The 18,577-nt window shown below is 73.5% G+C and carries 19 protein-coding genes; all 19 read left to right on the forward strand.

Annotated elements, in window-relative coordinates:
- Nucleotides 1-15 precede the first annotated feature (15 nt).
- The 19 genes from ruvB to CR165_RS02055 all read left to right on the forward strand — a co-directional run bounded on the left by ruvB (nt 16) and on the right by CR165_RS02055 (nt 18,505).
- Nucleotides 16-1,041, forward strand: coding sequence for a Holliday junction branch migration DNA helicase RuvB (gene ruvB / locus CR165_RS01965; RefSeq protein ID WP_109515267.1), 1,026 nt, complete (start codon nt 16-18; stop codon nt 1,039-1,041).
- Nucleotides 1,038-1,493, forward strand: coding sequence for a YbgC/FadM family acyl-CoA thioesterase (locus CR165_RS01970; protein WP_109515268.1), 456 nt, complete (start codon nt 1,038-1,040; stop codon nt 1,491-1,493). The genes ruvB and CR165_RS01970 overlap by 4 nt, the downstream gene beginning before the upstream one ends.
- A 15-nt stretch (nt 1,494-1,508) precedes the next feature.
- Nucleotides 1,509-2,216, forward strand: coding sequence for a protein TolQ (tolQ, locus tag CR165_RS01975; RefSeq protein ID WP_245906051.1), 708 nt, complete (start codon nt 1,509-1,511; stop codon nt 2,214-2,216).
- Nucleotides 2,217-2,220: 4 nt separating this feature from the next.
- A complete protein-coding gene (gene tolR, locus CR165_RS01980) occupies nt 2,221-2,724 on the forward strand; it encodes a protein TolR (RefSeq protein WP_109515269.1) in 504 nt (167 codons plus the stop codon).
- Nucleotides 2,725-2,746: 22 nt separating this feature from the next.
- Nucleotides 2,747-3,982: a hypothetical protein gene (locus tag CR165_RS01985; RefSeq protein WP_109515270.1), complete on the forward strand. Its 1,236-nt coding sequence runs from the start codon at nt 2,747-2,749 to the stop codon at nt 3,980-3,982.
- Entirely contained in the window at nt 3,979-5,373 is a 1,395-nt protein-coding gene (gene tolB / locus CR165_RS01990; protein ID WP_109515271.1) for a Tol-Pal system beta propeller repeat protein TolB, read from the forward strand. Before CR165_RS01985 ends, tolB begins: the two co-directional genes overlap by 4 nt.
- Nucleotides 5,374-5,516: 143 nt before the next feature.
- Nucleotides 5,517-6,014: a peptidoglycan-associated lipoprotein Pal gene (pal, locus tag CR165_RS01995; RefSeq protein ID WP_109515272.1), complete on the forward strand. Its 498-nt coding sequence runs from the start codon at nt 5,517-5,519 to the stop codon at nt 6,012-6,014.
- A gap of 140 nt (nt 6,015-6,154) precedes the next feature.
- A complete protein-coding gene (locus tag CR165_RS02000) occupies nt 6,155-7,030 on the forward strand; it encodes a YbgF trimerization domain-containing protein (RefSeq protein ID WP_109515273.1) in 876 nt (291 codons plus the stop codon).
- Between the two features lie 83 nt (nt 7,031-7,113).
- Nucleotides 7,114-8,277, forward strand: a complete 1,164-nt coding sequence (gene tilS, locus CR165_RS02005; RefSeq protein ID WP_109515274.1) for a tRNA lysidine(34) synthetase TilS — start codon at nt 7,114-7,116, stop codon at nt 8,275-8,277.
- Nucleotides 8,278-8,393: 116 nt separating this feature from the next.
- Nucleotides 8,394-10,316 carry an ATP-dependent zinc metalloprotease FtsH gene (gene ftsH / locus CR165_RS02010; protein WP_109515469.1) on the forward strand — a complete coding sequence of 641 codons (1,923 nt, stop codon included), beginning with the start codon at nt 8,394-8,396 and terminating at the stop codon, nt 10,314-10,316.
- 92 nt (nt 10,317-10,408) lie between these two features.
- Entirely contained in the window at nt 10,409-11,461 is a 1,053-nt protein-coding gene (gene folP, locus CR165_RS02015; protein WP_109515275.1) for a dihydropteroate synthase, read from the forward strand.
- Between the two features lie 72 nt (nt 11,462-11,533).
- Nucleotides 11,534-12,943, forward strand: coding sequence for a phosphoglucosamine mutase (gene glmM, locus CR165_RS02020; RefSeq protein WP_109515276.1), 1,410 nt, complete (start codon nt 11,534-11,536; stop codon nt 12,941-12,943).
- Complete coding sequence (gene thiD / locus CR165_RS02025; RefSeq protein ID WP_109515277.1) at nt 12,943-13,758, forward strand: bifunctional hydroxymethylpyrimidine kinase/phosphomethylpyrimidine kinase; 816 nt, start codon at nt 12,943-12,945, stop codon at nt 13,756-13,758. Before glmM ends, thiD begins: the two co-directional genes overlap by 1 nt.
- 72 nt (nt 13,759-13,830) lie before the next feature.
- Nucleotides 13,831-14,691, forward strand: a complete 861-nt coding sequence (locus CR165_RS02030) for a PhzF family phenazine biosynthesis protein (RefSeq protein ID WP_109515278.1) — start codon at nt 13,831-13,833, stop codon at nt 14,689-14,691.
- 60 nt (nt 14,692-14,751) lie between these two features.
- Complete coding sequence (locus CR165_RS02035) at nt 14,752-15,927, forward strand: phosphoserine transaminase (protein ID WP_109515279.1); 1,176 nt, start codon at nt 14,752-14,754, stop codon at nt 15,925-15,927.
- Nucleotides 15,928-16,117: 190 nt separating this feature from the next.
- Nucleotides 16,118-17,047: a DMT family transporter gene (locus CR165_RS02040; protein ID WP_109515280.1), complete on the forward strand. Its 930-nt coding sequence runs from the start codon at nt 16,118-16,120 to the stop codon at nt 17,045-17,047.
- A 67-nt stretch (nt 17,048-17,114) separates the two neighbouring features.
- Nucleotides 17,115-17,504 carry a DUF6152 family protein gene (locus tag CR165_RS02045; protein WP_219929660.1) on the forward strand — a complete coding sequence of 130 codons (390 nt, stop codon included), beginning with the start codon at nt 17,115-17,117 and terminating at the stop codon, nt 17,502-17,504.
- Between the two features lie 10 nt (nt 17,505-17,514).
- Nucleotides 17,515-17,982 (forward strand): DUF6644 family protein, encoded by a 468-nt coding sequence (locus tag CR165_RS02050; protein WP_109515281.1) that lies wholly within the window; start codon nt 17,515-17,517, stop codon nt 17,980-17,982.
- 67 nt (nt 17,983-18,049) lie between these two features.
- A complete protein-coding gene (locus CR165_RS02055) occupies nt 18,050-18,505 on the forward strand; it encodes a bleomycin resistance protein (RefSeq protein WP_109515282.1) in 456 nt (151 codons plus the stop codon).
- Nucleotides 18,506-18,577: the final 72 nt, after the last annotated feature.

Here is an 18,577-nt window from a genome sequence, read left to right on the forward strand (position 1 = left end):
GCAGCGGACAGAAAAATGAGTGACAGGATTTCGGATCCGCAGCGCAGCGAGGAGGATGCGGCCGAGGCCACCCTCCGCCCGCAGACGCTGGACGACTTCACCGGCCAGAAGGCCTCGCGCGAGAACCTGGCCATCTTCATCCAGGCCGCCCGCACCCGTGGCGAGGCGCTGGACCATGTGCTGCTGCACGGCCCGCCCGGCCTCGGCAAGACCACGCTGGCGCAGATCGTGGCGCGCGAGATGGGGGTGGGGTTCCGCGCCACCTCCGGCCCGGTGCTGCAACGCGCCGGCGACCTCGCCGCGATCCTGACCAACCTGCAGCCGCGTGACGTTCTGTTCGTGGACGAGATCCACCGCCTGCAGCCGGCGCTGGAGGAAACCCTCTACCCGGCGATGGAGGACTTCCAGCTCGACCTGATCATCGGCGAGGGGCCGGCGGCGCGCACGGTGCGGATCGACCTGCCGCCCTTCACCCTGGTCGGCGCCACCACCCGCGCCGGGCTGCTGGCGACGCCGCTGCGCGACCGCTTCGGCATCCCGCTGCGGTTGCAGTTCTACACGCCGGAGGAGCTGCTGCTGATCGTCCGCCGCGGCGCGCAGAAGCTCGGCTTCGCGCTGACCGAGGAGGGGGCGCGCGAGATCGCCAACCGCTCGCGCGGCACGCCGCGCATCGCCGGGCGGCTGCTGCGCCGGGTGCGGGATTTCGCGCTGGTCTCCGGCCAGGCGGCGGACCGTGCCATGGCCGATGCCGCGCTGCACCGGCTGGAGGTGGATGAGCGTGGCCTCGACTCGATGGACCGCCGCTACCTCCGCCGCATCGCCGAGCACCACAATGGCGGGCCGGTGGGCGTCGAGACGCTCGCCGCCGCGCTGGCCGAGGGGCGGGACACGCTGGAGGATGTGGTGGAGCCCTACCTGATCCAGGAGGGCTACGTGCTGCGCACCCCGCGCGGCCGCGTGCTGGGCGATCCCGGCTGGCGGCACCTGGGCCTCGCCCCGCCGGCCGGCAGCCAGCCGGACCTGCTGGGAGGCGGGTTTTGAGCTGGCCGCACCGCCTGCCGGTCCGGGTTTATTTCGAGGATACGGATGCCGGCGGTATCGCCTACCACGCCACCTATCTGCGCTGGGCGGAGCGGGGGCGGACAGAATCGTTGCGTGCCATAAACTTGCCGCATCAACTTCTCATAGCACGTTACTCTTCGATGCTCGTGGTGCGGCGCGTTGAAGTGGAGTATGTGGCCCCCGCCCGCCTCGACGATTCCCTGATCGTGGAAACCCGCGTGCTCCGCTCCGGCGGCGCCTCGGTGGACCTCGCCCAGGAGGTGATCGGCGAGGGGGGCGGGGTCAAGGCGCGGCTCCAGGTCGGTCTGGTCTGTGTGCGGGGGGAGGCTATGCGCCCCGCGCCCATTCCGGAGCCCTGGCGCGGCGTGTTCCGGCAGGCCGCGATGGCGGACGGTCCGGCGAGGGGGCCGGCGGAGACGCCGGCCGGGTAGGAAAAGGAGATTGCCGTGGGTGACAGCGTGACAGCGTCCAACCTCGGCCAGATGGCGCACGATCTGTCCCTCTGGGGCCTGTTCCTGCAGGCGGACTGGGTGGTCAAGACCGTGATGCTGGGCCTGCTGCTGGCCAGCGTCTGGGTCTGGGCCGTGGTGTTCGAGAAGGTGACGAGCCTGCGCCGGGTGAACCGCGCGGCGGACGCCTTCGAGGACCGTTTCTGGTCCGGCGGCAGCCTGGAGGCGCTGCACCAGGCCGAGGGCGAGCGCCCCACCCACCCGATCGCCGCCGTGTTCGGTGCCGCCATGCGGGAGTGGGAGCGCAGCGTCGGCGGTGAGATCGCCACGGTGGGCATGCAGCAGCGCGCCGAGCGCGCCATGACGGTGGCCATCCAGCGCGAGATGGACCGGCTGGAGCGCTGGATGGTGTTTCTGGCCTCGGTGGGGTCGGTCGCCCCCTTCATCGGCCTGTTCGGCACGGTGTGGGGCATCATGAACAGCTTCTCCGCCATCGCCGGCATGCAGAACACCAACCTGGCCGTGGTGGCCCCCGGCATCGCCGAGGCGCTGTTCGCCACCGCCATCGGCCTCGTCGCCGCCATCCCGGCGGTGCTGGCCTACAACAAGATCACCACCGACCTGGCGCGCTTCGCAGCGCGGCTGGAGGGCTTTGCCGCCGAGTTCGGCGCCATCCTCTCCCGCCAGGCCGAGGAGCGGGGCTGACACCATGGGCATGTCCAGCGGAGGCGGGGGCCCGGGGGGCAATGGCCGGCGCGGGCGCTACCGCGCCATGGCCGAGATCAACGTGACGCCGCTGGTGGACGTCATGCTGGTGCTGCTGATCATCTTCATGGTCGCGGCGCCGCTGATGACGGTCGGCGTGCCGATCGACCTGCCCAAGACCAACGCCCAGGCGCTGAACCAGGAGACCGAGCCGCTGACCATCTCGGTCAACGCCGAGGGCCGCATCTTCCTGCAGGAGACAGAAGTGCCGCTGGAGGGCCTCGTGCCGCAGCTCCAGGCCATCATGCGCGAGCAGAAGCCGGGCGAGCAGCAGCGCCGCATCTTCGTGCGCGGCGACCGCGGCATCAACTACGGCCGGGTGATGGAGGTGATGGGCACCGTCTCCTCCGCCGGCTTCACCCGCGTGGCCCTGCTGGCCGAGCAGCCCTCCGGCCGCCCGGCGGCGGTGCAGGCCCCGCAACCGGCGCCCGCGCCACCGCGCCGCTGAGCAGGAATACGGCAACATCGCCATGGCCCGTTCCGGCCTTCGTTTCTGGGCTGCGGTCTCGGCGGCGCTGCACGCGCTGCTGGGGCTGATGCTGCTCATCCGCCTGCCGGGCCGCGAGATCCCGCCGCCGCAGGAAGCCGTTCCCGTCGAGCTGGTGACGCCGGACATGCCGCAGGTGGCGCAGGCGCCGCTGCCGCTGCCCGCGCCCGCCCCGCCGGCCCCCGAGCCCACGCCCAACACCACGACGCCGAGCACCGACCCGGCGCCGACGCCGCCCACGCCGCCGCCGCCACCCCCGCCGCCGCCGCCCGCGCCGACCCCGGCGCCCGCGCCGCCGACGCCCGTGCCGCCCGCCCCGGTGCCGCCGACGCCCACCCCCGCGCCGCAGCAGCAGGCCACGGCGCCCACGCCGCCATTGCCCACGCCGCCGCCGCCCACCCCCGCGCCGACGCCGCCGGCCCCCACGCCGCCCGCGCGCCCGACGCCGGCACCGCCGCCCGACCCGGCGGCCGCGCCTTCGCCCCCCCCGCCGCTGCCGACGCCCCCGCTGCCGGTGCCGCCGCCGCCCGCGCCCACGCCGCCGCAGCCGCAGCAGGCGCAGCCCGAGCGGCCGCAGCCGCCCGAGCGCCCGCAGCCCACGCCGCCGCAGCAGCAGCAGGCCGCGGCCCAGCCCGGCCCGCCGCTGCCCCTGCCGCCGCCGCCCGCGCCGCCGGCGCCGCCCACCCCCGCGCCGGCCGCGCCCAGCACCGCGCCGCCGGCCCGCGAGCCCGCCACCCAGCCGGGCACCGGGCAGACGCCGCCCACGCGCAACACCGCCGAGCGCAGCCAGTCCGTGCTGAGCACGCTGGAGCGGCTGCGCGCCGCGCAGCAGCAGAACGAGCCGCCGCGCGCCCGCACCAATTCGGGCGGGGCGCCGGCCGCCGGCGGCGGCGCGCCCTCCGGCGCCGCGCTGCTGACGGCGGGCGAGGTGCGGGGTGTCTCCGAGCGGATCAGCGAATGCTGGTCGGTCGATGCCGGCATGCTCAATCTTGACCAGATCGTGGTCGAGCTGCGGGTGGACATCGACGCGGGCGGGGTCATACGCAATGTGCGCCCGGCGGGCAGCGTTCCGTCCGAGCCGCGCGCGCGCGCCGTATACGAAAGCGCCCGCCGCGCGTTGCTCGACCAGAAATGCAGCCCGCTGCCCGTGCCACGCGAGAAGATCCCGTCGCTGAACGCCGCGACCTTCCGATTCAACCCGAGGGGCCTCGTCCGATGACCCAGCAGAACCTTTCCCTGTCCCGCCGCCTCGCCCTGATGGGTCTGGGCGGGCTGGTGGGCATGCCGATCCTCGGCGCCGCCTCGCGCGCCCGCGCGCAGGCCCCGGCCCCCGGCGGCACCGCCGCCGGGGGCCAGGTGATCGACATCACCCGCGCCCGCACCGACCCGATCCCGATCGCGCTGCCCGACTTCGCCGGCTCCTCGCCGGCGGCGCAGCAGCTCGGCCAGAACATCACCCGCGTCATCGCCAACAACCTGAAGAACTCCGGGCTGTTCCGGCCGGTGGAGCGCGCCGCCTACATCCAGACGCCGGAGGCCGCCGCCGGCGCGCCCCGCTTCCAGGACTGGCGCGTGATCGGCGCGCAGGCGCTCGTCACCGGCCGCGCCGAGCCGCAGGGCGACCGCGCGCGCATCGAGTTCCGGCTGTGGGAGGTGAATTCCGAGCAGCAGCTCCAGGGCACCGCCTACACCGCCGCCGCCGCCAACTGGCGGCAGATCGCCCACGTCATCTCCGACGTGATCTATGAGCGGATGCTGGGCGAGAAGGGCTATTTCGACACCCGCATCGTCTACATCGCCGAGAGCGGCCCGCGCGACCGGCGCACCCGCCGCCTCGCCATCATGGACCAGGATGGCGAGAACCACCGCTTCCTGACCGATGGCAGCTTCCAGGCCCTGACCCCGCGCTTCCACCCGAATGCGCGGCAGATCGCCTTCATGTCCTACAACAACAACCAGCCGCGGGTTTACCTGTTCAACCTGGACAGCGGCCGGCAGGAGGTGCTGGGCAACTTCCAGGGCATGACCCTCTCGCCGCGCTTCAGCCCGGACGGGCGCAACGTCGTGCTCTCCTCCGCCCGCGGCGGCGACGCCAACATCTATGTTGTGGATCTCGGCTCGCGGCGGGAGCGGCAGCTCACCTCCGGCGGCGGGCTGGATGTCTCCCCCTGCTACTCGCCGGATGGCAGCCAGATCGTCTTCAACTCCGACCGCGGCGGCGACCAGCAGCTCTACGTGATGGACGCCAATGGTGGCGGCGCGCGGCGCATCTCCTTCGGCAATGGCCGCTACGCCACCCCCGTCTGGTCGCCGCGCGGCGACCTGATCGCCTTCACCCGCATCTCCGGCGGCCGCTTCGGCATCGGCGTGATGCGCCCCGACGGCTCGGGCGAGCGCATCCTCTCCGAAGGCTGGGGCATGGAGGGGCCGAGCTTCGCGCCGAACGGCCGGGTGCTGACCTTCTACCGCGAGAGCCCGGCGCGCGATTCCCGCGGCAACGGCTACTCGGCGCGGCTGGCGATGATCGACATCGCCGGCTTCAACGAGCGGCAGGTGATCACCCCCACCGACGCCACCGATCCGAGCTGGTCGCCGCTGTTGTCCTCGTAACCGAAGGTTGATAGACGCCATGCCAGGAGCGATGCGTTTGCCGAAGGGCAACCATTCCTGGCATGCCGGTTTGTCTGCCTTGAACGCGCCTCAATCGCAGCGTAACCGCGGCCGTAATTCGATCTGACACAGGAATCGAAATTATGCAGACCAAGCTTCTTGGCGCTCTTGCCGCCGCCGCCCTTCTCGCCGCCTGCGCGAGCGAGGATACTTCGGGCGCTGCCACCGGCGCCGGCGCTGCCGGCGGTGCCGGCATGGGCGGCCTGGGTGCCGGGCAGATCCGCCCGGGCAGCCAGGAAGACCTGGTCGCCAATGTCGGCGACCGCGTTTTCTTCGACACCGACAGCAGCAGCGTCCGCGCCGACCAGCGCACCACGCTGGAGCGGCAGGCCGCCTGGCTGGCGCAGTACCCGCAGGTGCAGGTCGTGGTCGAGGGTCATGCCGATGAGCGCGGCACCCGCGAGTACAACCTGGCGCTCGGCCAGCGCCGCGCCAGCTCGGCGCGCGACGTGCTGGTGGCGAACGGCGTCTCCTCCGGCCGCCTGAGCGTGATCTCCTACGGCAAGGATCGCCCGGCGGCGCTCGGCTCCTCGGCCGACGCCTGGGCGCAGAACCGCCGCGCGGTGACGGTCGTCCGCTGAGCATGGACCACGCGCGGCCGTGTTGACGCGGTGCGTTGACGCGGGCGCGGGTGGCTGAGAGAAGCGGCGGCACCCGTCTGCGCGGGCGCCGCCGTTTTTCGTTCCGCCGACCATTGCCCTGCTACCGGAAGGACAAGGCCATGTTTCGCAAGTTCCTGCTCCTGGCCCCGCTGCTGCTGCCCCCCATGCTGCTGGCCGCCGGGCCGGCCGCCGCGCAGATGGAGAGCCGTGAGGGCATCGCGTTGCAGAACCAGATCCTGCAGCTGCGGCAGGAGCTGGACATGATGCGGCGGAGCGGCGGCGGTGGCGGCTATGCCGCGCCGGTGCCAATGGCGCCGCCGGCGGGGCGTGGCGGCGTGGCCGGCGGCTCGCCCGAGCTGCTCAGCCAGATGCTGGAGCGGGTGGGCGCGCTGGAGGAGGAGGTGCGCCGGCTGCGTGGGCAGGTGCAGGAATCCGAATACCGCGTCCGCACCACCCAGCAGGCGCTGGAGAAGCTGCAGGGCGACATGGACTACCGGCTGCAGCAGCTGGAGCAGGGGGGCGCCCGCGCCCCGGCCGCCGCACCGGCGCGCCCGGCCCAGCGCAGCGAGGCCGAGCCCGCCCCGGCCGCGCCGCCCGCCGCCGCGGCGCCGCGCACCGCCGAGCGCGCCCTGGCCGATGGCCAGACGGCGCTTTCCCGCCGCGACTACGGCGCCGCCGAGGCCGCGGCGCGCGAGGTGATCGCCGCCCGCAACACCGCCCGCGCGCAGGATGCCCAGATCCTCCTGGGCGATGCCCTGCTCGGCAAGCGGGAGTTCCAGAACGCCGCCCTGGCCTATGACGACGCCTATCGCCGCAACCGCAGCAGCGGCCGCGCGCCCGAGGCGATGCTGGGCCTGGCCAATTCCTTCCTGGGCTTCGGCGCCAAGCGCGAGGCCTGCGCCACGCTGGATGACCTGCGCAGCGAGTTCCCGCGCCTGTCCGGCGGCCTTGCCGACCGCGCCGCCGAGGCCCGCAAGCGCGGCGGCTGCCGCTGATCCTGGAAAGCGGGGGCGCCGCCGGCACCCCGAATTTCGAAGCTCGGCTTGGCGCCCTCGGGCCTTTCGGCCCTGCGCCTCGGATGGCGGTGGGCGTCTCCGGCGGCCCGCATTCCCTGGCCCTGGCGCTGCTGGCCGCGCGCTTCTGCGCCGCGCGCGGCGGCGACGCGCTGGCGCTCATCGTCGATCACGGGCTGCGTGCCGAGAGCGCGGCGGAGGCCGCCTGGACGGCCCGCACCCTGGCCGGGCGCGGCATCGCCTCCGAGATCCTGACCCTGGGCCTGCCGCGTGGCCCCGCCCTGCAGGAGCGCGCCAGGGCGGGCCGCCTCGCCGCGATGCTGGCGCGTTGCGGCGCGTTGGGCCGGCCCTGGCTGCTGCTCGGTCAGCACCGCATGGACCAGGCGGAGACGGTGCTGTTCCGCGCCCTGCGGGGCAGCGGCGCGGCGGGCCTCGCCGGCATGGCGCCCTGGCGCGCGGCGGAGGCGGCGGTGATCCTGCGCCCGCTGCTGGGCCTCCCCCCGGTGGCGCTGGAGGCGCTGCTGCGGCGCGAGGGCCTCTCCCCGCTGCGCGACCCCTCCAACACCGACCCGCGCTTCACGCGCGCCGTCCTGCGCGCCGCCCTGGCGGACCCGGATGGCACCGGACCGCGCGTCGCCGCTCTGGCCCGCGCGGCGGCGGCCTTCGCCCGGCGCCGCGCGCAGCAGGAGGCGGCGGTGGCGGAGCGCCTCGCCGGCGCTCTCCATCTGGCCCCGGAAGGCTGGGCGCGGCTGGACGCGGCGGCGCTGGGTCGGGACGCGGTGGCGGCCTCCGCCCTGGCGGCGCTGCTGCGGCTGCTCTCTGGCGCCGAGCACGCTCCGGCTTCGGCGGCGGTGCGGGCCCTGCTGCCGCGTGGGCAGGGCACGCTGCACGGGGTCCTGTGGTCGGGCGGGGTGCTGTGCCGGGAGCCCGCCGCCTGCGCGCCGCCGGTTCCGGCCGCACCGGGGGCGATGTGGGATGGCCGCTGGCGCCTGCGGGCCACCTGGCGGGCGCCGGAGGCAGAGGAGGGGTTGTGGCTCGGTGCGCTGGGCGGGGCGGGGGCGGCGGCCCTGCCGCGCGCTGTGCGGCGTGGCCTGCCGGCGCGGGTGCTGGCCGGGCTGCCGGCGCTGTGGCGGGGCGGGGAGGCGGTCTCGGTCCCGCCGCTCGGCCTCGGATGGCCGGTGGCTGCCGATTTTGCTCCCTCTGGCGGGCCGTTGTGCGCCTATAAATAACGCCGGTGCAAGATGACGTGCGCGGCAAGGTTTCAGAATGGTGCCGGGCGCCCTATCTTGTCATGGCGCTGGGCCAGGATGCCTCCTCGGGCCGGCACACGGATGGGAACCGCACGGTGAACAATTTCGGCCGCAATCTGGCGCTCTGGGTGATCGTGGCGCTGCTGCTCGTGGCGCTGTTCAATCTCTTTCAACCTTCTTCCTCCACCCGCCAGACCGGCCAGCAGGTCGCCTACAGCGACTTCCTGAACGAGGTGAATGGCGGCCGGGTGCGGGACGTGACCATTCAGGGCCGCACCCTCACGGGGCAGCTTTCGGACGGCCGCACCTTCAGCACCTACACGCCCGAGGACCCCGCCCTGGTCAGCCGCCTGACCGACAAGGGCGTGCGGGTGGTGGCCAAGCCGGAGGAGAGCGACGTCAACCCGCTCTTCCACTACCTCCTCTCCTGGTTCCCGATGCTGCTGCTGATCGGCGTCTGGATCTTCTTCATGCGCCAGATGCAGGGCGGCGGCGGCCGGGCCATGGGCTTCGGCAAGAGCCGCGCCCGGCTGCTGACCGAGAAGCAGGGCCGCGTCACCTTCGAGGACGTGGCCGGCATCGACGAGGCCAAGGGCGAGCTGGAGGAGATCGTGGACTTCCTGCGCGACCCGCAGAAGTTCCAGCGCCTCGGCGGCAAGATCCCGAAGGGCGTGCTGCTGGTGGGCCCGCCCGGCACCGGCAAGACGCTGCTCGCCCGCGCCATCGCCGGTGAGGCGAACGTGCCCTTCTTCACCATCTCGGGCTCCGACTTCGTCGAGATGTTCGTGGGCGTCGGCGCCAGCCGCGTGCGCGACATGTTCGAGCAGGGCAAGAAGAACGCCCCCTGCATCATCTTCATCGACGAGATCGACGCGGTGGGCCGCCACCGCGGTGCCGGCCTCGGCGGCGGCAACGATGAGCGCGAGCAGACCCTGAACCAGATGCTCGTGGAAATGGACGGCTTCGAGGCGAATGAGGGCGTCATCCTCATCGCCGCCACCAACCGGCCGGACGTGCTGGACCCGGCGCTGCTGCGCCCCGGCCGCTTCGACCGCCAGGTGGTGGTGCCCAACCCCGACGTCTCGGGCCGCGAGAAGATCCTCCGCGTCCACATGCGGAAGGTGCCGCTGGCCTCCGACGTCGATCCCAAGACCATCGCGCGCGGCACGCCGGGCTTCTCGGGCGCCGACCTCGCCAACCTCGTCAACGAGGCGGCGCTGCTGGCCGCCCGCTCGGGCCGCCGCACCGTCGGCATGCACGAGTTCGAGATGGCCAAGGACAAGGTGCTGATGGGCGCCGAGCGCCGCAGCCTGGTGATGTCGGACGACGAGAAGAAGATGACGGCCTATCACGAGGCCGGCCATGCCCTCGTCGCCCTGCACGAGCCGGAATGCGACCCCGTCCACAAGGCCACCATCATCCCGCGCGGCCGGGCGCTGGGCCTCGTCATGTCCCTGCCCGCGGGCGACCGCTACAGCAAGCATAAGAGCAAGCTGAAGGCGGAGCTGGCGATGGCCATGGGCGGCCGCGTCGCCGAGGAGCTGATCTTCGGCGCCGACAAGGTCTCGAACGGCGCCTCGGGCGACATCAAGATGGCCACCAACCAGGCCAAGATGATGGTCACCGAGTGGGGCATGAGCGAGAAGCTCGGCATGATCGCCTATGGCGACAACAGCCAGGAGGTCTTCCTCGGCCACTCCGTGACGCAGTCGAAGAACGTCTCGGAGGCCACCGCGCGGGAGATCGACAGCGAGGTGCGGGCGATCATCGACGACGCCTATGCCCGCGCCAAGCACACGCTGCAGACCAACATCGAGGAGCTGCACGCCCTGGCCAAGGGCCTGCTGGAATACGAGACCCTTTCGGGCGACGAGATCCGGCAGGTGATCAAGGGCGAGCCGGTGGTGCGCAACCGCCCCGACGAGCCGACCGCCGCCGGCCGCGGCAGCGTGCCCAGCTCCGGCCGGCCGACGCGGCCGGGCGGCTTCGGCAACCCGGCGCCGCAGCCGGGCGCCTGAGGCGCCCCTGGTCCTGCGGCGGGAAGCTGCGATAAGGAAAGGGCTCCGGAGACGGGGCCCTTTTTCTTTGGCCGGTCGCGAGGGACGGGAAGATGGTCGAACGTTGGATCGAGCCGGCCGGCCTGCTGCATGGGCCGGTGGCACTCCAGGCGGTGCGCGACGGGCACGCCCTGCCGCTGGCCGGCGGCCCCGCCGCCTTCCCGCTGGCGCGGCTGATCGAGGAGGGGCGGGACCTCGGCATCCACCCCGTCGCGGAACTGCCCGGCGATGGCTGGGAGGCGCTGCTGCCGCCGCTGACGCGCCGCCCTCTGCCCTTCGCCGGCCTGCCGAACGATCGCCCGCTGGTGATGGGCATCCTCAACACCACGCCCGACAGCTTCTCCAATGGCGGGCAGCACCTCGACCCGCGCGCTGCCATCGCCGCCGGCCACGCCATGCTGGAGGCGGGGGCGGACATCCTCGACATCGGCGGCGAGAGCACGCGCCCCGGCGCCCCGCCCGTCGGCCCGGAGGAGGAGATGGCGCGGGTGCTGCCCGTGGTGCGGGAACTGGCCAAGGCGGCGGTGGTGAGCGTGGACACCCGCCACCCCGCCACCATGCGCGCCGCCCTGGATGCGGGGGCCGAGATCATCAACGACGTCACCGCGCTGCGGCAGGAGCCCGCCTCCATCCGGGTGGTGCAGGAGGCACGGGCGCCGGTGGTGCTGATGCACATGCCGGTGCTGGACCCGCGCCGCATGCAGCAGGAGACGAACTACGCCGATGTGGTGCTGGAGGTGGCCCGCTTCCTGCGCCAGCGGGTGGAGACGGCCGAGGCGCTGGGCATCCCGCGCGGGCGCATCGCCATCGATCCCGGCCTCGGCTTCGGCAAGACGGGGGCGCAGAACCTGCTGCTGATGCAGCGCCTGCCGCTGCTGGCGGGCATCGGCTGCCGCATCCTGGTCGGCGCCTCGCGCAAGTGCTTCATCGGCCAGGTGACGGGGGTGGAGGAGGCGGCCGGGCGGCTGGCCGGCAGCCTGGCCGTCGCCCAGGCCGCGGCCAGCGCGGGGGCCAGCATCCTGCGCGTGCACGACGTGGCCGAGACGGTGCAGGCGCTGCGCATGTGGCGCGCCTGCACCGACGGCGCCGCGGCCGAGCTGGGCTGAGGGCGGCCTCGCTTGCGCGCGGCCTCCCGGCGCCGCTACAGCAACCCACGGGGATTGGAGAGGAAGCCCGGCATGAGTGAAGCGGTGCGCCGCCTGTTCGGCACGGACGGCATCCGGGGTGTCGCCAACCGGGCGCCGATGGACGCCTCCACGGCGCTGCGCCTCGGCCAGGCCGCCGGCCGCTTTTTCAATCGCGGCGCCCACCGGCACCGCGTCGTCATCGGCAAGGATACGCGCCTCTCGGGCTACATGCTGGAGCCGGCGCTGACGGCGGGCTTCGTCGGCGCGGGCATGGACGTGGTGCTGGTGGGGCCGCTGCCGACGCCCGCCATCGCCATGCTGACGCGCTCCCTGCGGGCCGACCTCGGCGTGATGATCTCGGCCAGCCACAACCCGTTCGAGGACAACGGCATCAAGCTGTTCGGCCCCGACGGGCTGAAGCTCTCCGATGCCGAGGAGGCGGAGATCGAGGCGCTGATGGCGGGCGATCTCTCCGCCCAGCTCGTCGGCCCCTCCCGCCTCGGCCGCGCCAGCCGGCTGGAGGATGCGCCGGGCCGCTACATCGAGGCGGTGAAGGCGAGCTTCCCCAAGGGCCGCAGCCTCTCCGGCATGCGCATCGTCGTCGATTGCGCCAATGGCGCCGCCTACAAGGTGGCGCCCACCGTGCTGTGGGAGCTGGGCGCCGAGGTGGTGCCGGTGGGCGTTGCGCCGGACGGCTTCAACATCAACCGCGAATGCGGCTCCACCGCCCCTGCCCGCATGGCCGAGCTGGTGCGCGAGCGCCGCGCCGACCTCGGCATCGCCCTCGATGGCGACGCCGACCGCCTGGTGCTGGCCGACGAGAAGGGCCAGATCATCGATGGCGACCAGATCCTGGCCGTGGTGGCGCAGTCCTGGGCGAGGCAGAAGCGGCTGCACGGCAAGGCGGTGGTGGCCACCGTCATGTCCAATCTCGGGCTGGAGCGCTTCCTGAAGGGGCAGGGGCTGGAGCTGCTGCGCACCAAGGTGGGGGACCGCTACGTCTCCGAGCGGATGCGCGAGACGGGCTGCAACCTCGGCGGCGAGCAGTCCGGCCACATGATCCTGAGCGATTTCGGCACCACGGGCGACGGGCTGGTGGCCGCGTTGCAGGTGCTGGCCGTGCTGGCGGAGGAGAGGCGGCCGGCCAGCGCCATCTGCCGCTGCTTCACGCCGCTGCCGCAGCGCCTAGTGAATGTCCGCTACGCCGGCGTGAGCCCGCTGAAGGACGCCGCCGTGCAGGAGGCGATCACCGCCGCCGAGGCGCGGCTCGCCCAGCGCGGCCGGGTGCTGATCCGCGCCAGCGGCACCGAGCCGGTGATCCGCGTGATGGCCGAGGCGGAGGAGGAGGCGTTGGTGGAGGAGACGGTGCAGGGCCTTGCCGCGCTGATCCGCGCCCGCGCCGCCGCCGGCGCCGTGGCCGAGCGCCCCGCGCCCGACGCCACGGTGGAGGGCGGCGCGTGATGCGGGGGCGCGTCCTCATCATCGCCGGCTCCGATTCCGGGGGCGGCGCCGGCATCCAGGCGGACATCAAGGCCTGCACCGCCCTCGGCGCCTATGCGGCCACCGCCATCACGGCCCTGACGGCGCAGGACACGCTGGGCGTCCATGCCGTCCATGGCGTGCCGCCCGATTTCATCCGCCTGCAGATCCGCCTCAGCCTCGAGGATATCGGCGCCGACGCGCTGAAGACCGGCATGCTGGCCGATGTGCCGACCATCGAGGCGGTGTGCGACGCGGTCACGGCGCATGGGCGCGGCATCCCGCTCGTCGCCGACCCGGTGATGGTGGCCAAGGGCGGCCATGCCCTGCTGGCGCCGGAGGCGGTGGAGACGCTGCGCCGCCGCCTGCTGCCGCTCGCCGCCCTGCTGACGCCCAACCTGCCGGAGGCCGAGGTCATCACCGGCCAGACGGTCTCCACCGTGGCGGAGATGAAGGCGGCGGCGCGGCGGATGCTGGCGATGGGCACCCCCGCCGTGCTGCTGAAGGGCGGCCACCTGCCGGGCGAGACGCTGGTGGACGTGCTGGCCACCGCCGAGGGCATCTCGACCTTCGAGAGCCCGCGCATCGACAGCCGCCACACCCATGGCACGGGCTGCACCCTGGCCTCGGCCATCGCCGCCGGGCTGGCGCAGGGGATGCCGATGCGGGACGCGGTGGCGCGCGGCCGCGCCTATGTGCAGGCGGCGCTGCGCTCCGCGCCCGGCCTTGGCCGTGGCCACGGGCCGCTGAACCATGCGGTGACGCTGGACCCGGCGCGACTCGCAACCCTGGCATGACGCGGCGCCGCCTTCGCGCCTGCGGCATGGCTCGGGCAAGCTGGGCCGCGACAACGCCCGGACCGAGCCGCCATGAGCCTGCCGCCCCCGCCCACCACCCCGCCGCCTGACCGGCTGCCGCGCAGCGTCCCGGTCTATCAGGTGGATGCCTTCGCCGAGCGCCCCTTCGCCGGCAACCCCGCCGCCGTGGTGCCGCTCGATGCCTGGCTGCCGGATGCGCTGATGCAGGCCATGGCGGCCGAGCACAATCTCAGCGAGACGGCCTTCTTCGTCCCCGATGGCCCAGGCCAGTGGCATCTGCGCTGGTTCACCCCCACCACGGAGGTGGCGCTCTGCGGCCATGCCACCCTGGCCACCGCCTTCATCCTGGCCAGCGAGATGGGGCAGGAGGGGGCGCTGCGCTTCCGCACCGCCTCCGGCATCCTCGGTGTCAGCCGGGAGGGGGAGCGCTTCGTGCTGGACTTCCCGGCCAACCCGCCGCGCCGCGCCGCCTGCGCGCCGCAGGGCCTCGCCGCCGCCCTCGGCGCCGTGCCGCGCGAGGTGTGGAAGGCGCGGGACTGGATCTGCCTGTTCGACAAGGCCGAGACGGTGCGCGCCCTGGCGCCGGACCACAACCGCATCGCCACCCTGCCGGACCCCGGCGCCGCCGGCTCCCGCGTCATCGCCACCGCGCCGGGGGATGACGGGGTGCACGACATCGTCTCGCGCTACTTCGCCGCCCGCGTCGGCATCAACGAGGATGCGGTGACGGGGGCGGCGCATGTGCAGCTTGTGCCGCTCTGGGCGGAGCGGCTGGGGCGGGAGCAGCTGGTCTGCCGGCAGGCCAGCGCGCGCGGCGGCACGCTGTGGTGCGAGCGGGCGGGGGAGCGTATCCGCATGGGCGGGCACGCCGTGCTCTACGCCCGCGGCAGCGTGGTGCTGCCGCCCGCTTGATCGTGGCGGCCGGCGGGCGCAAACCCGCCCCGCCTTCCTGAAGCAGTGAGTCCCGATCGCATGGCGCAGCCCCAACCCAAGCCGACCCGCCGCCCGGCCAATCCGTGCTTCTCCTCCGGCCCCTGCGCCAAGCGGCCGGGCTGGTCGCTGGCGGCGCTGGAGGGCGCGCTGCTCGGCCGTAGCCACCGCGCGAAGGACCCCAAGGCGCGGCTGGCCGAGGTCATCGCCCTGTCCCGCTCCGTGCTGCGCATGCCGGAGGGCTGGCGCCTCGGCATCGTGCCGGCCTCGGACACGGGGGCGGTGGAGATGGCGCTGTGGTCGCTGCTCGGGCCGCGCGGGGTGGATGTGCTGGCCTGGGAAAGCTTCTCCGCCGAATGGGCCAACGACATCACGAAGCAGCTCCGCCTGCCGGATGTGCGGTTGATCCAGGCGCCCTACGGCCAGCTGCCCGACCTCGCACGGGTGGACCCGGCACGGGATTGCGTCTTCGTCTGGAACGGCACCACCAGCGGCGTGCGCCTGCCCGATGCCGGCTGGATCAGCGCGGAGCGCGAGGGGCTCGCCATCTGCGATGCCACCTCCGCCGCCTTTGCCATGGAGCTGGACTGGCGGAAGCTCGATGTCGTCACCTGGTCCTGGCAGAAGGTGCTGGGCGGCGAGGCGGCGCACGGCATGCTGGCCCTCTCGCCGCGCGCGGTGGAGCGCCTCGAATCCCACAGCCCCGCCTGGCCGCTCCCGAAAATCTTTCGCCTGACCAAGGGCGGCCGGCTGATCGAGGGCATCTTCCAGGGCGACACCATCAATACCCCCTCCATGCTCTGCGTCGAGGATGCGCTGGATGGGCTGCGCTGGGCCGAGGGCATCGGCGGCCTGCCGGCGCTGGTGGCGCGCTCCGAGGCCAATCTCGCCGCCGTGGCGGAGTGGGTGGCGGGGCAGGACCGCTTCGCCTTCCTGGCCGAGCGGCCCGAGACCCGCTCCTGCACCTCCATCTGCCTGAAGCTGGTGGCGCCGTGGTTCGCCGCGCTCGACGAGGCCACCCAGGCCCGGGCCACGAAATCCCTGGCCGCGCGGCTGGAGGCCGAGGGGGCCGGGCTGGACGTGGCGCCCTATCGCGATGCCCCGCCCGGCCTGCGCCTGTGGGGCGGCGCCACGGTGGAGACGGACGACCTGCGCGCCCTGCTGCCCTGGGTGGACTGGGCCATGGATGCGGTCGAGGCCGAGTTCCGCCCGGCTTGAGGCCTGGGAGGCAGGGCTGTTTTGCGGAACAGCCTGCCTCCCTGGCGCGTGAGCGCGGAAATATCTTCTGCCTTTCAGGAAAAGGCAGAATGGGTTTCTGAATCGCGCCCCCGCCGCCGCCTATTTCGGTAAGAACGCCTGACGCAAATTCCCTACCCTGTGGCCACGGATCAACGCCGAGGCCACAGCCATGCGTCTGGCATCATCGCTCGCCAACAGCCCCTCCGGGCCACGCTGGGTCCTGGTGTTCCTGTTCCTCTGCGCGCCGCTGCTCTTCGCCAGCAACATGGTGGCGGCCCGCTGGCTGAGCGGCTCCGTGCCGCCGGTGACGCTGGGCTTCGGCCGCTGGCTGGTGGCGGCGCTGGTGCTGCTGCCGGTGGTGTGGGCGCCGCTGCGGCAGGGCGCGCTGCGGCAGGCGCCGCCCGGGGTGCTGGCGCTCCTGGCGCTGCTCGGCGGCGTGGTCAGCGTGGCGCCGCAATACGGCGCGGCGGCCTATACCAGCGCCGGCAACATCGCCCTCATCGCCGCCATGTCGCCGCTGCTGGTGGCGCTGATTGAGCGGGTTGTCTGGGGGGTGCGGCTGCGGCTCTCCGTGGTGGCGGGCATCGCCTGCGCCTTCACCGGCATCGCCGTCGCCACCTTCCGGGGCGATCTCGCCGCGCTGCTGCGGCTGGAGTTCAACCCGGGCGACGCGTTGATGTTCTTCGCCATCCTGGCCTGGGCCGGCTACACGGCGCTGCTGCGGCACCGCCCGGTGGCGCTGCCGCCGCTGCTGCTGCTGTGGGCGGTGGCGGCGGGCGGCGCGCTCGGCATGGCGCCGCTGATGCTGCTGGAATGGTCCAGCCTCGGCGTGCCGCACCTGGGCGTGCGGGCGGTCTGGGGCATGCTGTTCCTCGGCCTGGTGGCGGGGGTGGGGGCCTATGGCGCCTTCGCGCGCGTCGTCAGCCAGGTCGGCGCCGCCCGGGCCAGCATGTCCATGTACCTGATCCCGGCCTATGCGCTGGCGCTGGGCGCCATGCTGCTGGGCGAGAGCCTGCATGGCTACCACGCCGTGGCCATGGCGCTGGTGCTGGGCGGGGTGGCGCTGGGCACGCTGCGCCCCCGCCCCCTGTCGACATGAGCCGCCGCCGCCCCAGATAAGCCTGGCCGGGCAGGTTCCGTCCGGCCGGGAAACGGGAGGGAGAGACATGGCGACGAACCGGTTGCTGCCACGCCTGGCAGGTGGCTTCGCGATGATGGTGCTCGGCGCCTCCGGGGCGGCCGCCCATCATGGCTGGTCCTGGGCGGAATCGGAGCAGATGGAGCTGCGCGGCACCGTCCGCGAGGTGCGGATCGGCCCGCCGCACCCCACCCTGCGGGTGGAGACCGCCGATAACGGCGTCTGGACCGTGGAACTCGGCAATCCCTCGCAGACTCAGCGGGCGGGCTTCGCCGAAGGCTCGGCGAAGGTTGGCGACAGCATCACCGCCATCGGCAACCGCGCCCGCGAGGGCGACGAGAAGCGGATGAAGGCCGTGCGCCTGCGCACCGCCGACCGCACCTACGACATCTATCCGGAGCGCATCCGCGGCAACTGAGGGCGCGGCCTTGGAATGGATCGAGGCCCTGGCGGCCTGGCCGGGGGCCGCGCTGCGGCGCTCGGCCATCGCCTACCCGCTGGCCAATGCGGCGCATATCCTGTCGATCGGGGTGCTGCTGGGCGCCATCGCCACGCTGGACCTGCGGCTGCTGGGAGTGTTCCGCGGCGCGCCGCTGGTGCATCTGGCCGGGCCGCTGGCGCGGATGGCGGGGTGGGGGCTGGGCTTCGCGCTGCTCACCGGGCTGCTGCTGTTCAGCGTCTCGCCCGGCGCCTATCTCGGCAACGCCGCCTTCCAGGTCAAGCTGGCCCTGGTGCTGGCCGGCACGCTGAACGCGCTGGCGCTGCACCGCGGCGCCCCCTGGCGCCGCGCCCTGGCGGAGGGCGAGACGGGCGCCGCGCTGCGCGTGGCGGCGCTGCTCTCGCTGCTGGTCTGGACGCTCGCCGTGCTGGCGGGGCGGTGGATCGGCTTCCTCTGAGTTGACGCCCGGCGCCGGGCCCGCGCAGATGGGCTGCTCCCGCGCCCGGGGGTCAGGAGCGCACGCCATGCCCGTAGCACCGGAAGAGGATTTCCCCCGCGCCGTCCTGGTGCCCGAGCTGCTGGTCGCCAGCCTCGGGGCCAGCCTGCGCTTCTGGCGCGACCTGTGCGGCTTCCGGGTGGCCTATGCGCGGCCCGACGAAGGCTTCGCCTATCTCGACCGCGGCGGCGCGCAGGTCATGCTGGAGGAACGGGGCAGGGGAAGGAACTGGATCACCGGCCCGCTGGAGGCGCCGCTTGGCCGGGGGCTGAACCTGGAGATCATGGTGCCCACCCTCGCGCCGGTCCTGGAGGCGCTGGAGCACGAGGGCTGGCCGCTCTTCGTGCCGCCCGAGGAGAAATGGTACCGGGCCGGGGAAGCCGAGCTGGGCGTGCGGCAGTTCCTGGTGCAGGACCCGGATGGCTACCTGCTCCGCTTCTCCGCGCCGCTCGGCCGGCGGCCATGGGCCGGGCCGGAGGCGTAGGGCCGCATTTTCCGCGCCCCGCGCCGTGCCCCGCGCGCCCCGATCCGCTATAGCTCCGCGCCCTGAACAGGC

It is taken from the genome of Teichococcus aestuarii (assembly GCF_003116135.1).
GTDB lineage: Bacteria > Pseudomonadota > Alphaproteobacteria > Acetobacterales > Acetobacteraceae > Pseudoroseomonas > Pseudoroseomonas aestuarii.